Genomic DNA, 13,054 nt, shown 5'->3' with positions numbered 1-13,054 from the left:
GAGATGGACAGGGGCCGTACCGGCGGCTTCCCCCGTTTCTCCATTCCCCCGCCTACTTCTCCGCGCGCGGCATCTGCGCCACCAGGTTGAGCCGCACATCCACGCCTTCGATCTGAAAGTGGGGAATCACATACAGGCTGACGCTGAAGAAGCCGGGGTTTTCAGGAATTTCTGCAACCTCAACCCGCCCGTCCTTCAGGGGATGGGTGGCGAGCAGATCGGGTTCCGGATCCTTCATCTTGGTCACCAGGGTCTGCAGCCAGGTGTTGAGTTCGTTCTCCAGCGTCTGGCGGCTCTTGGTGGTGCCGATATTTTCGCGCTGCAGCACCTTGAGATAGTGCGATATGCGCGAAACCAGGAAGATATAGGGCAGACGCGCGTTGATGCGGGCGTTGGCGGTCGCGTCGTCAGCCTGGTACTGGGTCGGCTTCTGCACCGAGTCCGCCGAGAAGAAACAGGCATAGTCACTGTTTTTGTAGTAGCTCAGGGGGATGAATCCGAGCTGGGCGAATTCGAGTTCGCGCGTTTCCGGAATGAGGATCTCCGTGGGGATCTTGCTCTGGAGACCCTTGCCGACATCGTAATTATGAATGGCCAGATTTTCGACCTTGCCGCCGGATTCGGGCCCACGGATATTGACCGCCCAGCCGTTGTCGGCAAAGGACCGGGCGATATTGGCGGCAAATGCAAACGCGGCATTGCCCCACAGGTAATTTCCATGGTGCTCGGCGCGAACCTCCTCTTCGTAATTGAAGGTACGCACCGGGTTGCTGTCGGCCCCGTAAGGCAAACGCAGCAGGAAACGCGGCAGAACCAGACCGACATAACGCGCATCTTCCGATTCGCGAAAAGACTGCCAGCGAATGTATTCGGCCCGCTCCATGTAGGTAGCGAGATCATGAATCTTCGGCAGCTCGTCGATACTCTCCTTACCGAAGAAGCGTGCACCCACCGAGCTGATGAAGGGGCAGTGCGCGCTGGCTGCGACCCGCGAAACATCGGTCAGCAGCGCCACATCCTGGGGCGTGTTGTCGAATTCGTAATTGGCGACCATGGCCGAAATGGGCTGTCCGCCCGGCGTATCGTACTCATTGACGTACACGTGGCGATACAGGCCGGTCTGCACCGTCTCCGGCGCCTCCTCGAAATCGTCGCGCAGGTCGTCTTTGCGACAGTCAAGAAGTTCGAGCTTGATATTGGCGCGAAAATCACAGCGGTCGACCAGGTGTTTCAGACCGCGCCAGGAGGCTTCGACCCGCTGGAACTCGGCGTGATGCAATACGGCGTCGAGCTGACGGCTGATGGTTTCGTCGATCTGCGCGATATAGGAGTCGAGCAGGGTCTTGTCGATGCGCTCCACGCCACTGCTGCTGCGCGCAGCAAGATCGAGAAATACCTGGATGGCAGCGGTGAGCCGCTTGTTGAGAGAGATATCGGCAAGTTTGCCGGCGTCAGCGAAGGTGTCCAATGCCACCGTTTCGTCGAGCGGCGAAATGTCGACCAGGCTGCACAACCGCTCATAGGCGCTCGAAGGGGTGCAGTCCTCGGTGACAACGTTTTTACTCTGGATACTTTCCTGGATAGCCATATCGGGGTTCCTCCTACTCGCCGCCGGTGACGGGCACCGGTCGGAGAATTTTTTCCAACTGCCCGGTCAATTCGGCAAGCTCGGGCTGATCCTTGACAATCTTTTCCAACTCCTTGCGGAAGCCGGCATTGTCCAGCAGATTGGCCTTCAGATCCTTGAGCAGGTTGCGCATCGCCATCATGCTGTGCATCTCGGGAATCTGATTGGCGACCCGGTCCGGATGAAAAGCTTTCATGGAGTCGAATTTGAGCGACACCCCAATCTCGCTGCCGTCACCGGCCAGCTCGTTGGGCACTGAAAAACGCGCTTCGGGAGCCATGTCGCGCAGCACGGCTTCAAAGTTATTCCGGTTGATCTCGGTCCGTTCGCGCTCCGCCACCTTGCCCTGGGTCCTGCCGTTGGTGAAATCACCCACCACCAGCATCTTCAGGGGCAGTTCCATCTTTTTGCGGCTGCCCCCCGTCTCGACGTCGAGGGCGATATTGACGCGCGCCTTCGGAATTTCTTTCTGAAAACTGTCAGCCATGCAGATCTCCTTTGTGGGAACGAATTTACGTCACTGTTCAATCCGGGGCAGGTTCTGTCCCGGATGGTCTTTTTAAAGCCATTTCACCGCAACTGCCGGATCGGCGCGGCAGATCCTGGCACGCAGGCAGCGGATGTGTTCGTTGAACAGGGGTTTCTCCTCGGGCGCGGCTCTGCGAAGGCACTGTTGAAAGGTTTCAAGAGCGGTCCGCCAGATCTCAAGGGCCAGGGACTGATCCCAATGCTCCACCTGGAGGCTTGCGGACAACTCTTCCAGATGTTGCGCCAGGGGCAGCGCCACATCGGGCCGGCCGCCCTGCAGGCAGATCTCGGCCTGTGCCAGCTGCAGGCGCAGACGCCGTGCTTTATTCGGCGCAGGCAGAGTACGGATCAGGTTCAACGCCTGGGAAAGCTTTTTTTCAACCGCCAGACTGCGGGCTTTTGTTACCAGTTCCGTCAATTGCGCGTCCCAGCCATCCAGGGCCGCAGGTTCGGGCTGGCTCGTCTCCCCGGGAGGGGTATTCCCCAGTTCATCGAGCCAGCTGCGGGTCGCGGGCGAGGCAAAAGGACGTCCGTCCTCAAAACTCAACGATTCCAATTCGGAGAAGCGCTCGAGCAGCAAACGGGTCTGCCCGTCGATGAATCGCTGCAGATCCTCCAACCCTGCCGCCCCGGCGGCCCGGCTGCACTGATACTGCAGGTCGAGCCAGAACTGCCCGCCGGGTTCCATAAACAGGGATTCGCACAGATCGAGCAACGCTTCCGGAGCATCGGTCCTGCACTGATGTTCGAGAGCGGCAAATGCACTGTCGCGGGGGGCCGGAACACGGGTCCGCCCTTGATCATGAGGCGGCAGGTTCAAACCTCCCCAGCGCAGGGCACGGTTGAATGCCGCAGCCTGAAGACGGTTGCCCTGCTCGTTATAAAAGCGGCTCAGGGCGCGCGTCATGCCGAAGGCCTCACGCTCCGAACCGATGTCAGCCTGCTGCCGGGAAAATGCGCAATTCGTTTCAGGTTCAGTCTCAGCTTCATCTTTTCCTCCTTTGGAGAAAGATGCGGGCATATTCTGAACATCCCCCGCCGCTGCCGGCAGAGAGGGTTCAGCAGGCGGCTCGGTCTTGAGCCAGTCGTCCATCGATCGCCAGCGTGGAGCCTCATCCCCCAGCCGGGAACTCAGCAGGCGGTTGATTTCATCCACCTTACGACGAAGTTGATCCCGCTGGTCCGCAGATGCCTTGCGTCCCGCCTCCCGCGCCATCGCCTCGAGGCGCGCGCCGTTGAGCCAGTTGACGGCGCTGATCCGCAGACTTTCCTTGCGGGGATGACAGTCGTCCCAGAAATGCTCCAGCAGATGGCGGTAACCCTCGGTTGCGTCGATCAGCCCCACCAGGCCGTCACGCCCCAGAGAGGCCATCACCAGGAAGCCTGCAACCCGGAGATCCTTGCCCTGCCGGGATAGCAGAGCGCAGCAGAGATCATGGATGAGGTCGTAATCGTTTTTATGCAGCTTGTCGATTTCCCGCTTGGCCAGCAGAAATTCATCCCGATAACGCGGGTCTTCACCACCTTCGGGCAAAGGAGCACAGAACGCCTCCAGCAGCGACAGTTGCGCCGGAGCGGCGGCTTCGGCCGGGGCGCTCACAGCAGCACCTCCCGCCGGCCTGCGCGGTAAAGAAGATCCAGCATGGACACCTCGTCATCCCGCAACATGCGCGCAAGCTCCGGGGGACAACTCACATCGGAGCGCTCGTGCATGGCCCGCCTCAGATCGAACAACCCGCTATCGTCAACAGTGTCCGGCATCAGCCACAGAAACAGGGAGGGAGCCGGCGGCCGGAAAAACAGGGTCAGCGATCCCGGTCCCCCCTCATTGCCCTCATGCCAGAAATAGTGAGCCCGCCAGTGACGGTCTTCAAGAATCGCTTCCACCATCTGCACCCAGAAAACCACCGTCGGCAGTACATGGTCACCGGTTGCCAGCGGGAAGCGCAGTCCCCAGGTGATGCGTCCCGGCCCTCTGCGCGCCGCACTGCGCAGCGCGCTGAAAAGAGCCTCGAACAACCCCTGCCGGGCAGGCGCCTGTCCCGGGAAGGCTTCCTGCCAGAAGCGGCCCATGGAAATGTCGCCGAGCAAGGCGATCTGTCGTTCAAGAAGCTGGCGGCGGGACCGACCGTAATCGCGCGCGGCCATACCGTCGATGCGATCAAGCAGCAGAGCAAGCGGCTCCTGGCGCCAGGGCGCGTCAAGAATTTCGTTGCTGCACTGGTAGAATTCATCAAAAACCAGCGGGGCAGCGGCCTGCATCTCGTGGAACAGGGGCTCATCGGCCAGCCTGAACACGACAAAAGGATAGGCACGGCCGCTGCGGTCTCGGCTGGCACTCAGGGTCGCGCCCAGGGTCCGGTCCTGCTCCCCGCCGGTCATGACCAGATGGTGGCGCGGAAAAGCGGACAGGGGGTTGCGCTCTCCTCCCTGCCCGTGGCGGGAGATCAGGCCGACGCCCCCCTGCACCCAATTCTCGAAAGCCACGACCTCCCTGGCCCGCACGCCATGACGGATAAAGTCAGGATGAATCGGCATCTTGCCGAAACAACCGTGCTGGTCGACGTCGCGGCGGGCGACAGGATTTCTGGCGCTGCGTGTAAAAAGTCCGAACATCCGGAAAACTCTTAAAAGATGGTGTAAGGCAGCTGCAGTTTTGAGAACAGCCCGCGCTCGAAGACATTGTTCTCGCGGTCGGCGCGGATTTTAAACTGCACCGCGACCGGCATGCCGTGATCGGCATTCAGCTCCCATACGCTCAGATACTGCGTACCGCTTTCCGCCGTCAGCCGGGCTTTCTCCAGCAGGTGAAACAGCCCCCAGACGCCGTCGAATTCGAGCTCAGCCCGTCCGGTTCCCAAACCGGTTATGCCGTACACCCGCGCTCCGGGGCTCTGCATATCTCCCGGCCAATGAAACTGGCGCCACTCCTGGGGTTCGTTGCGATAACGGTAGGAACCGCCGTTGCACTCCAGGAACATTTCGCTCAAGCCGCGCACCGGCATGGGGTAGAGATGGAAGCGCACCTCGGGCTCGTCGCCGCCGCGCCGGAAAAGACCGTCACTGATCAGCCGCGCCTGCTCCAATCCCTGCAGTAGATGACGGTTGAAGCCAGGCCCCTGCCCCAGCCAGGTCTTCTGGCGCCAGCCGTTACGCTCGCGTGTGAGGAAGGGAGACAGGTTGTGGTTGACGAATGACCAGAGCACACCGTCTTGAGGGCGGAAGAAATCGGTCACATCCACCAGGGCGGCATCCTGCCCATCGGCGACGAAAGGAAAACGTCCCTCGACTTTGCGGCCATAAGCGGCGTGAACATTGTTTTTCCAGGCTCTCTGCAGATCTTTGCGGGTTTCCGCCAGAATCGCCTGCCAGGCATGGCGCAGCGGAGCCATCAGCAGGTTGCCTGCCACGCGCCGCGTGCGAGCTTCTATGCCGCCCAGCAGTCTGGTGGTGGAGACCCAGCTCTTATAAAGCTCGCAACGGGCGCCGCCGCCGGTCAAAATATTGGCGGCATACTCGCCTGCTTCGCGGGGCACATCGGCGGCCGCCCCCAGGGCCTCGATCTCGCTCTGCATGGCGGAGACGGCAAGCAGGTACTGGTTGACAAGCAGACTGACGCTCATCTTGTCGGCCGGGTCGCAGAATTTACGCAGATCGCGCAACGGCCCCTCCAACTCGGCGACCGTATGGCGCGCATCGCCCGGCATATCCGCCGCTTTTTCCGCCAGCGCGGCCGCCGACGCAGCGGGGCTGTCCAGGGGACTGATATTGCCGGAAACCACGCGCATCAGTTCGCCGATGGGCCCGTCGCTGCGTGACAGGATGAGAATTTTTCGTGCCGCATCATCCACAGATGAAAATGGCGCAACCCGCACCGAATCCAACAGGGCGAACCAGGCTTCGGCGTAGTCGGCGAAATAGATCCGCCGGATCTCCCGCTCCAGCCGCTGCGCCAGTTCAGCATCCTCATAATGACCAACGGAACCGGCGGCCTCGCCCGATTCCTCTTCCTCAAGTTCCGGGCGCGCTCCGATCACCCAATCGCCACGGCTGGCGTCGTCCACAGCTTGGTCGATCTCCGGACGCACAAATTCGCGCCAGCCCTTCTCGGTAAACACGCCCGGCAGAATGAAATCACTGCTCAACAGGCCGAAATCGTAGCCGCGGATCAGATCCTTCAGCGTGAGTTCCGACAGTTGATCCCATCCCCGGTCGACAAGCTGCGCATAGAGGCGCTGTGCGTCCGGCGGAGTTCGCAGCTGCCCGCGGGCCTGTTCCACCAGTCCCTCACGCGCCGTCCAGGCGGCAACCCTCCAGGGCGGTGAGTCCTTCTTCAGATGATCGAGATAAAATCCGACCAGAGTCTGCGCTTGATGGTCGGCAAATAACGAATCTTCGGAATCCTGCACCCGGCTGCGCATCAGCTCTTCCTGCCAGAGCTCAGACAACAGAGGGCTCACCGCCTCAATGTCCAACCGCCCGGGCTCAGTGAGCATAAGGTAGGTTTTCAGATCACGGTAAAAACCCGCGCGCATCTTCTCTCGCCCTTTTTCGTCCAGGGCTTCCCACTGCCGAATCTGGTTCTCCAGGCGAAACTCGAGGGCCCGCGCGACCGGCTGGAAAAAGCTCAGCTCCAGCCCTTCAAGCAGAATCCTGCGGGTAGGGGCAAGCTGCGCCCCGCCCTCATAAACTCCCAGCACCAGATGCCAGGGGCGCTTGTGTTCATACGCCTGCAGATTGCGATAATGAGAGTACAATTCCTCGAGAGAGCCAAGCACCTGCTCCGGTTGTGGGTCGGCGGCGGCCAATACTGTCCGCACATGCTCCGCCGCAGCACTACCGCGCTTCACCAGCAGCGTGTTGCTGGTCAGCGAAGTGCTCAGCACCATGAAGCTGCCGGCGATCAACGCCAGCGATGCCGCGATCCAGCTCGATTTGAGAAGCCGCGCCGCAATCTCACGCCGCCGGGTCTTCACCCCTGCCTGCGCATTGGCAAAAATGATGTCCTGGAATACTTTTTTGACGAAGTAGCTGCGCACGATTTCAGGTTTGGCCGACGATCCATCCTCGACATAACCGAAAGCCTGCCGCATGTTGCCGAGAATACGCTGCAGGGGAGTGCCTTCCTGGGTCGCGCTGGTCAGGTAGACGCCACAGAAACGCGGGGTTTCCTGGTAGGGATTGGACTTGAACAGCAGGCGCGTGAACTCGCCGAAACGTGCCGCAGCTTCTTTGAACTCGGCTGGGAATTCATGAATCTGCGCCTTGGCGGAAAAGCGGCGCTGCATGGAAAGCTTGCGCAGACGCATGGAGCACAGGCGCTCATAGAGATCATCAAGATGTTTTTCAAAGTCAGCAACCAGGGTCTCCGGGTCGTTCTGCTCCCCCAGCCATGCACCCCAGACCTGATTGCGGTCGTGTTCCCCGAGATCTTCGAAGAAAGAAACGAAGCCGTGCAGCAGATCGCACTTGGTCACCACCAGATAAACGGGAACCAGGCACCCCAGACCGGTGGTCAACTCGTCGAGTCGGTCGCGGATGATCTTGACGTGCTGCGCGATGGCGTCCTCATCGCCGGTGAGCAGATCCTCAAGGCTGATAGCCACCAGCACTCCGTTGACCGGCATGCGGCGGCGATGCTTGCGAAGCAGGCCGAGAAACGCCTTCCATTCCCTGTTGTCGGCAGGCTCGGTCGTGTAGCGCCCGGCCGTGTCCAGCAAAACCGCTTCATTGGAGAACCACCAGTCGCAGTTGCGGGTGCCGCCGAAACCGCGGATATCGATATCGCCCTTATCGGCATAAGGAAAGTGCAGTCCCGAGTGGCGTAGCAGGGTGGTCTTGCCGGCCGCCGACGGCCCGATGATCATGAACCAGGGCAAGGCGTAAAGAGCCGCGCTGCCGCGATGATTCACGCCCAGCTCCGAAGATTTGAGCGTGGCGACCGCCTCATCGATCTTTTTCTGCAGCTCCTCGATCTCAAGCCGGCGGTCGTCATCACCCGCACCGCTGCTGGACTGCAGTTCAGCATGAAAACGGCCGGCGCGGCGACGCAACAGAAGCAGCCGCACTCCCCACGCCAGCAGCAACAGGAGAATGATGACCAGAATAATCCCGATACGCAGGTTTTCTCCCTCAAGTCCGATATAGGGCCCAGCCCACCAGATAAGGGAGAAAAGCAGCAGGATACCGATGACCCGGCTGCCGGTGCGCCCTAGCAGATAACCCTGCAACAGCAGCAGAAAGCTTTTCACGGTTCGACCTCCTCCGGCGTGACAGGAGCCCGCCGCTGGTTCATCGCCAGCTGGTTGATGATGCGGCCTTCGGCCTCCATCTCAACGACGCTGTGAGTCGCCATCCGATTGATGGTGTAGGCGTAGCCCACATATCCGAAAAAAATCACCGCCACCGTTGTCACCGTGACCACCCAGTAAGGCACTTCACGCCGAACCCGGTTGAAAAACCCGTCCCGGGGAACACCCGCCGGCGAAAGACGTGGATCGACCACGCCGCGATATCCTTCGATCTGACTGCGCAAGTCGACCTGCAGCGCCATGAGCTGTTCCAGACCCCGCACCTTGTAGATCCCTTCAAACCCCAGTTGCAGACAGATGTAATACAGCTCAATGAGGTCGAGATTGGCCTCGCCCCCCTGACGAAGCTGCGCCAGGCGCTCGAAAAAACCCTCGCCGGCCACATGGTCGCCGAACATTTCGAGTTGCAGGGGGCGGCTCATCCATGCGGTGCGCCCCGGCCAACGACTGCACATCACCGCCTCGTCGACAAACGCGGCCAGGGCGTATTTTGCGTCCTTGAGGATGACCATGCCGATCTGGCGTTCAAAAGCCATGCGCTCCATCTGATCGAAACCGGCCATGATTCGGTCGCGAAAACCTTCATCCGGCTGCTTGCCGTCATCGCTGCCGCGCAACGGCGCCACCAGGCTGAAAAGCGTCTGACTGCACTCAAGGAGAGGATTAACCTCGCCGGTTCTGACCTGAGACTCCATCTCTTAAGACTCCTGTACCCTGGCCAGGGCCAGCGACGCCTGGGCAAAAGGGTGAGAGACGAACACGGCGATCGTCCCCTCCTCCACCATCCGTTTCCAGGCATCGCCGCGCGCCTCCAGGCGGAAATATTCGCAGCCGCTGCGCACCGACATGCGCGCCGGCGGACGCTGGGTGTGGACCAGGCGCACACCCGGCAGCGCCGAAGCCACCATCTGTTCTATGCTGCTGCGCGCTCCGACTTTCACCTGGCGGGTAAAGTCTGTGATCCAGTCGGGGCTGTCGGCGGCATGATCCACTTCAAGAAAAAAGGACGCTCCCCGCAGCTGCTCGGGGGCGAGGCCCTCAACCCGCCACAGGCAGTCGTTTTCACGTTCAAGGACCATCTCCACACTGCGCTGGCGGGTCTGCACCTCCATCAGCTGTTCCAGCAGTTGCGCCAGCGGAGGGAAAACCTGATCCAGAGCCTCATGACGATAGCGTGGGATCTCGTCGGCATCCCCTTTCGCAAAAGCCAGCAGGCTTCCTGCAAGAGCGCTCAGGTGCCGATAAAGAATTTCAGGGTGCAGTTCGGGGTGATGCTGAAAATGTTTGAGCGAACCCCAGGCACCGGAGAGAACCTGCAGCAGGTGAAAATTGAGAGGATCACTCTGAACGAACTCGCCTGCACCGCCTCCACAGGCATTTTTGCGGTCATTCAGCATGCGCATGCGGGCAGCGATGATCTCCACCATCCCACTCAGCAGAGATTCCAGGCGGGGTGAAGCTTTGATGCTCGCAACAGGAGGGATAAATTCCCGTACCAGGCTGAAGCTGCCATCCCCCTGGCTGCGGACCCGCGCAACCGGCAGCGCGGCAAAGGCATCGCGGGGTTGGTCAGCACGCAAAAGCACCAGATTGGGGCGCGCCATCAGCACTTCGCGGCCGCGTTCGGTGTCGTACTCATCGGCAATTTCAAGATATTCCGCCTGCCAGCCGCTCAGGAGCCGCCTTTGGGGATAGCCGGAAATCCCCTCGACACAGCGGTTTGCCGGCAGCCCCAGATAGACATCCACACTGTCGCCGCCGCGCCCCTCCAGTTCGCAGCCTAAAGGAGGATCGACAGCAGCGTCATAGGCAACCAACTGCCCGTCGGGGAACAGGGCCAGACAATTCTCAATACGCAGGTGGCCGTTTTCCAGGGACCGGTGATCAATCCGCAGATCGAGCAACCCCCAGGCCAGAGGGTTGAGGGTGCGGGTGAAGAGCCCCTGAACCTGCTCCTGGTAACGGTCCCACTGCTGAAAATGCTGTGGGCCAAGGAACATCCCTTCAGTCCAGATAATTTTTCGCAGACCGTTCATTCCCATTTTAATCGACCATTTCCAGGGCACTGCCTTTGAGGTGAACGACAATCTTTCCGCCGAAGCGGCGTGCAAAATAACCTTCAGAGAGTGAGCGGATATCCCGCCAGCTGCTCTCTCCCGGTTCACGAAACACGCCCATCACTGCAACGAACCTGGTCTGCTCGTGGCGGGGATATTCCAGCGTCATCTGCGCAGCAGGGTTCATCACCACCTCGTCGCGGGTCAGCAAGGAGTTGCCGAGGGCCTTGAGGTCGTCCTTCCACAGGTCCATGAATTCCGCCGACTGAAAATCTGCGTCGTCATTGAGCTGGTAGATACGCACCACCACCGGCAGAGGTTCATCAAAATCATTGAGGTTGAGATTGGCCGTGGATGACAACCCCATGCGCACTCGCGGTTCGGCGCAGCCCACCAGTAGAGCGACGACCAGCAGAAAACAGAGCCATGAGAGAAGATTTCGCACCATCAGGGTTCCCTTCGTGCAGATTCATGGGGTTTACGGAGCTGCGATGAGGACTCCCTGCAACATGCCTCACGCGTTTGGATATAGGCAGAGACAAACCCGGGCAACACCAGAGTGCGGTGCAGGTGCTGTTCGGAGGCGGTCAATTCCTGATAGTAGCGGCAGTAATTGCGCCACGCCCGGGGGCGAATTCCCAGCAGGCCCGGGGTTTGCATTTTGAAATGCTGAGGATTGAAACGCCGGGCCGCCTCGCGCGCCACACCGTCTACCCCGCTCAAAAGAGCCACTTGGTGCGCCGTAAGATCGTTAAACAGACGCTCAATGCGCTGAGCCCCATCATCTCCGTCACGCAGCCAATTTCGCAGAACATCTTCGGCGTTGCCGCACTGAAATTCTTCCCACGCCTCACCCAGAATTCTGCGCGGCGACAAACCGAATTCGTCGGCAAAACAGCGTAGACCTTCGATCAATCGAGCCACGCCCGAAATGAGAGCCGTGCCCGTGCGGTGCGATGGACGGTAGTTCGCCTGCAGGGTTGTCTGCTCATCCCTGCGAACCATGCCGACGGACGAACAGTTTGGCTTTTTTTTGTGTTTCGCCATAAGATTTACCCTTTTCGACACACGATATCGCACAAGCGACACCGAAAGGGGCCGCATCACGGACGAAACCCGAACAAGCGGGAGGAGGAGTTATACCGAAGCAGGAGATGGTTTGGCGTGCTGGACTGATGGGATATATAGGCAGAATGCGCCGCAATGCGGCGAAGAGATCCCCCAAAAGTTCAATCCAATAAAAAAAACAATCAATTCCAAACCCCCAAATTTTGAACAAAGCAAGCCGTCAAAGACTCATTAAATAATTACAGATCAGGGATTTAACACAACGAGCAATCCTGTGTCAAAACAAAAAACAAAGGGAATCTCCTTATTCATTTTGATTACAAAGATTGTCTTTTTTATTTTAAATAGAAGAAAATGCGATTTTACAGTCGGTTGTCTGTGGGGCAGAAACCGTATCGGCAGGAAATTAATTTTCACAAACAAGAGAGATGAAATCAGACCGAAATTTTCTATTGACTCGACATGCGGCCTTTGCTATAAACAGGCCTCACTTCACGGGGCTATAGCTCAGCTGGGAGAGCGCTTGAATGGCATTCAAGAGGTCAGCGGTTCGATCCCGCTTAGCTCCACCAAGAAATATCAAGGGGTTACACTTTCAGGGTGTGGCCCCTTTTTATTTGTCCCTCTTCTTGGGGTACAAGAAAGGGTACAAGTTTTATTTTTGTACTATCTCAGAAGGGGCAAAAATCCCTGCCGCCGGCCAGCCTTTTTGTGCATTCCTGCACAGTTTTTCGGAATCCTCCGAGAAAGCCCCCGCATACTAAAAAACAGCAAGCGCCTGTCACCTCGCAACCTTGCTATAAACCTGCTATGTCTTCTTCCAGAAAGACATTGCCGCGATCTTGCCGTTGCGCTCGGCCATTGACAGTTTTCTTTCGCCATGTCGATGGTCAGGCGGTATTCGATGGAGGGACGCCCGCCTTTGGAATTTTTGCCAGTTTGGGCAACAACCACAAAGTCTTGATTTTCCACCGCTCCCAAAAAGGGGGAGCAATCCTTGACGTATCCTTGATACATTCGACATGAAACCTTGCCATGTTTTCTTGCCGTTTTGCTCGCCCTTTTGGGTGAGCAGTCCGTGACGTACCCCTTGCCGTAACCTTGCCGCTGAGCGTTCGCAGGTCCTGGCAATGGCTACTGTCGCCTTGGGGTAAAATTGGGGTAGGTGGTTGATGTGTAAGTTGTTGATTCCAGGGCCGCTATTTTTTGTGCAGAGGGTAGGTTTCCACCAGTTCCGGGGATAATCCTGCTGCATATATGATGATGTCTCGCCGGGGGGTACTCATATATCACTCAAAAAGCAATGAACGCACCATGTCAATCAATCCCACTTCCTGCCTGCTGTGCGTCAACTCAAGAATATATCCGGCAAAGTCGAGTGAGTATGTTCTGTGCTACACACTCCCGCCGCCCTTGGCTTACCCTTCACGAACAGGAAAAGCCGCTCACAGGCCAAATACTGA

Annotated in this window: 10 protein-coding genes and 1 tRNA gene; 1 reads left to right on the top strand and 10 read right to left on the bottom strand. The window is 58.9% G+C overall.

Annotated elements, in window-relative coordinates; all coding sequences use genetic code 11:
- Positions 1 to 52: 52 nt before the first annotated feature.
- The 9 genes from tssC to GSUB_RS05370 all read right to left on the bottom strand — a co-directional run bounded on the left by tssC (position 53) and on the right by GSUB_RS05370 (position 11,570).
- Positions 53 to 1,588 carry a type VI secretion system contractile sheath large subunit gene (gene tssC / locus GSUB_RS05410; protein WP_040199600.1) on the bottom strand — a complete coding sequence of 512 codons (1,536 nt, stop codon included), beginning with the start codon at positions 1,586 to 1,588 and terminating at the stop codon, positions 53 to 55.
- Positions 1,589 to 1,601: 13 nt separating this feature from the next.
- Positions 1,602 to 2,114: a type VI secretion system contractile sheath small subunit gene (gene tssB / locus GSUB_RS05405; RefSeq protein WP_040199599.1), complete on the bottom strand. Its 513-nt coding sequence runs from the start codon at positions 2,112 to 2,114 to the stop codon at positions 1,602 to 1,604.
- A 72-nt stretch (positions 2,115 to 2,186) separates the two neighbouring features.
- The gene (gene tssA / locus GSUB_RS05400; RefSeq protein ID WP_040199598.1) at positions 2,187 to 3,755 is read right to left on the bottom strand and encodes a type VI secretion system protein TssA; all 1,569 of its coding nucleotides are present in this window, start codon (positions 3,753 to 3,755) and stop codon (positions 2,187 to 2,189) included.
- The gene (gene tagF / locus GSUB_RS05395) at positions 3,752 to 4,771 is read right to left on the bottom strand and encodes a type VI secretion system-associated protein TagF (protein ID WP_040199596.1); all 1,020 of its coding nucleotides are present in this window, start codon (positions 4,769 to 4,771) and stop codon (positions 3,752 to 3,754) included. The genes tssA and tagF overlap by 4 nt, the downstream gene beginning before the upstream one ends.
- A gap of 11 nt (positions 4,772 to 4,782) precedes the next feature.
- Positions 4,783 to 8,406: a type VI secretion system membrane subunit TssM gene (gene tssM / locus GSUB_RS05390; protein WP_040199595.1), complete on the bottom strand. Its 3,624-nt coding sequence runs from the start codon at positions 8,404 to 8,406 to the stop codon at positions 4,783 to 4,785.
- Positions 8,403 to 9,161: a type IVB secretion system protein IcmH/DotU gene (icmH, locus tag GSUB_RS05385; RefSeq protein ID WP_040199594.1), complete on the bottom strand. Its 759-nt coding sequence runs from the start codon at positions 9,159 to 9,161 to the stop codon at positions 8,403 to 8,405. The genes tssM and icmH overlap by 4 nt, the downstream gene beginning before the upstream one ends.
- A 3-nt stretch (positions 9,162 to 9,164) precedes the next feature.
- Positions 9,165 to 10,508 (bottom strand): type VI secretion system baseplate subunit TssK, encoded by a 1,344-nt coding sequence (gene tssK, locus GSUB_RS05380; protein WP_040199593.1) that lies wholly within the window; start codon positions 10,506 to 10,508, stop codon positions 9,165 to 9,167.
- A 1-nt stretch (position 10,509) separates the two neighbouring features.
- The gene (gene tssJ / locus GSUB_RS05375; RefSeq protein WP_052464590.1) at positions 10,510 to 10,971 is read right to left on the bottom strand and encodes a type VI secretion system lipoprotein TssJ; all 462 of its coding nucleotides are present in this window, start codon (positions 10,969 to 10,971) and stop codon (positions 10,510 to 10,512) included.
- The gene (locus GSUB_RS05370; RefSeq protein WP_040199592.1) at positions 10,971 to 11,570 is read right to left on the bottom strand and encodes a type VI secretion system-associated FHA domain protein; all 600 of its coding nucleotides are present in this window, start codon (positions 11,568 to 11,570) and stop codon (positions 10,971 to 10,973) included. Before GSUB_RS05370 ends, tssJ begins: the two co-directional genes overlap by 1 nt.
- Positions 11,571 to 12,087: 517 nt before the next feature.
- Between GSUB_RS05370 and GSUB_RS05365 the strand changes: the two genes are divergently transcribed.
- Positions 12,088 to 12,163, top strand: a tRNA-Ala gene (locus tag GSUB_RS05365).
- 94 nt (positions 12,164 to 12,257) lie between these two features.
- Here GSUB_RS05365 and GSUB_RS20170 read toward each other — a convergent pair.
- The gene (locus tag GSUB_RS20170) at positions 12,258 to 12,608 is read right to left on the bottom strand and encodes an antA/AntB antirepressor family protein (RefSeq protein ID WP_084211768.1); all 351 of its coding nucleotides are present in this window, start codon (positions 12,606 to 12,608) and stop codon (positions 12,258 to 12,260) included.
- Positions 12,609 to 13,054 lie beyond the last annotated feature (446 nt).

Source organism: Geoalkalibacter subterraneus, assembly GCF_000827125.1.
Taxonomy (GTDB): domain Bacteria; phylum Desulfobacterota; class Desulfuromonadia; order Desulfuromonadales; family Geoalkalibacteraceae; genus Geoalkalibacter_A; species Geoalkalibacter_A subterraneus.
The sequence above is the reverse complement of the archived record's forward strand: the minus strand, read 5'-3'. Positions and strand labels throughout refer to the sequence as shown.

Excerpts from the sequence above, each read along its gene's own strand:
- tssC (WP_040199600.1), bottom strand. The coding sequence starts at position 1,588 with ATGGCTATCCAGGAAAGTATCCAGAGTAAAAACGTTGTCACCGAGGAC.
- tssB (WP_040199599.1), bottom strand. The coding sequence starts at position 2,114 with ATGGCTGACAGTTTTCAGAAAGAAATTCCGAAGGCGCGCGTCAATATC.
- tagF (WP_040199596.1), bottom strand. The coding sequence starts at position 4,771 with ATGTTCGGACTTTTTACACGCAGCGCCAGAAATCCTGTCGCCCGCCGC.
- icmH (WP_040199594.1), bottom strand. The coding sequence starts at position 9,161 with ATGGAGTCTCAGGTCAGAACCGGCGAGGTTAATCCTCTCCTTGAGTGC.
- tssK (WP_040199593.1), bottom strand. The coding sequence starts at position 10,508 with ATGGGAATGAACGGTCTGCGAAAAATTATCTGGACTGAAGGGATGTTC.
- tssJ (WP_052464590.1), bottom strand. The coding sequence starts at position 10,971 with ATGGTGCGAAATCTTCTCTCATGGCTCTGTTTTCTGCTGGTCGTCGCT.
- GSUB_RS05370 (WP_040199592.1), bottom strand. The coding sequence starts at position 11,570 with ATGGCGAAACACAAAAAAAAGCCAAACTGTTCGTCCGTCGGCATGGTT.
- GSUB_RS20170 (WP_084211768.1), bottom strand. The coding sequence starts at position 12,608 with ATGTATCAAGGATACGTCAAGGATTGCTCCCCCTTTTTGGGAGCGGTG.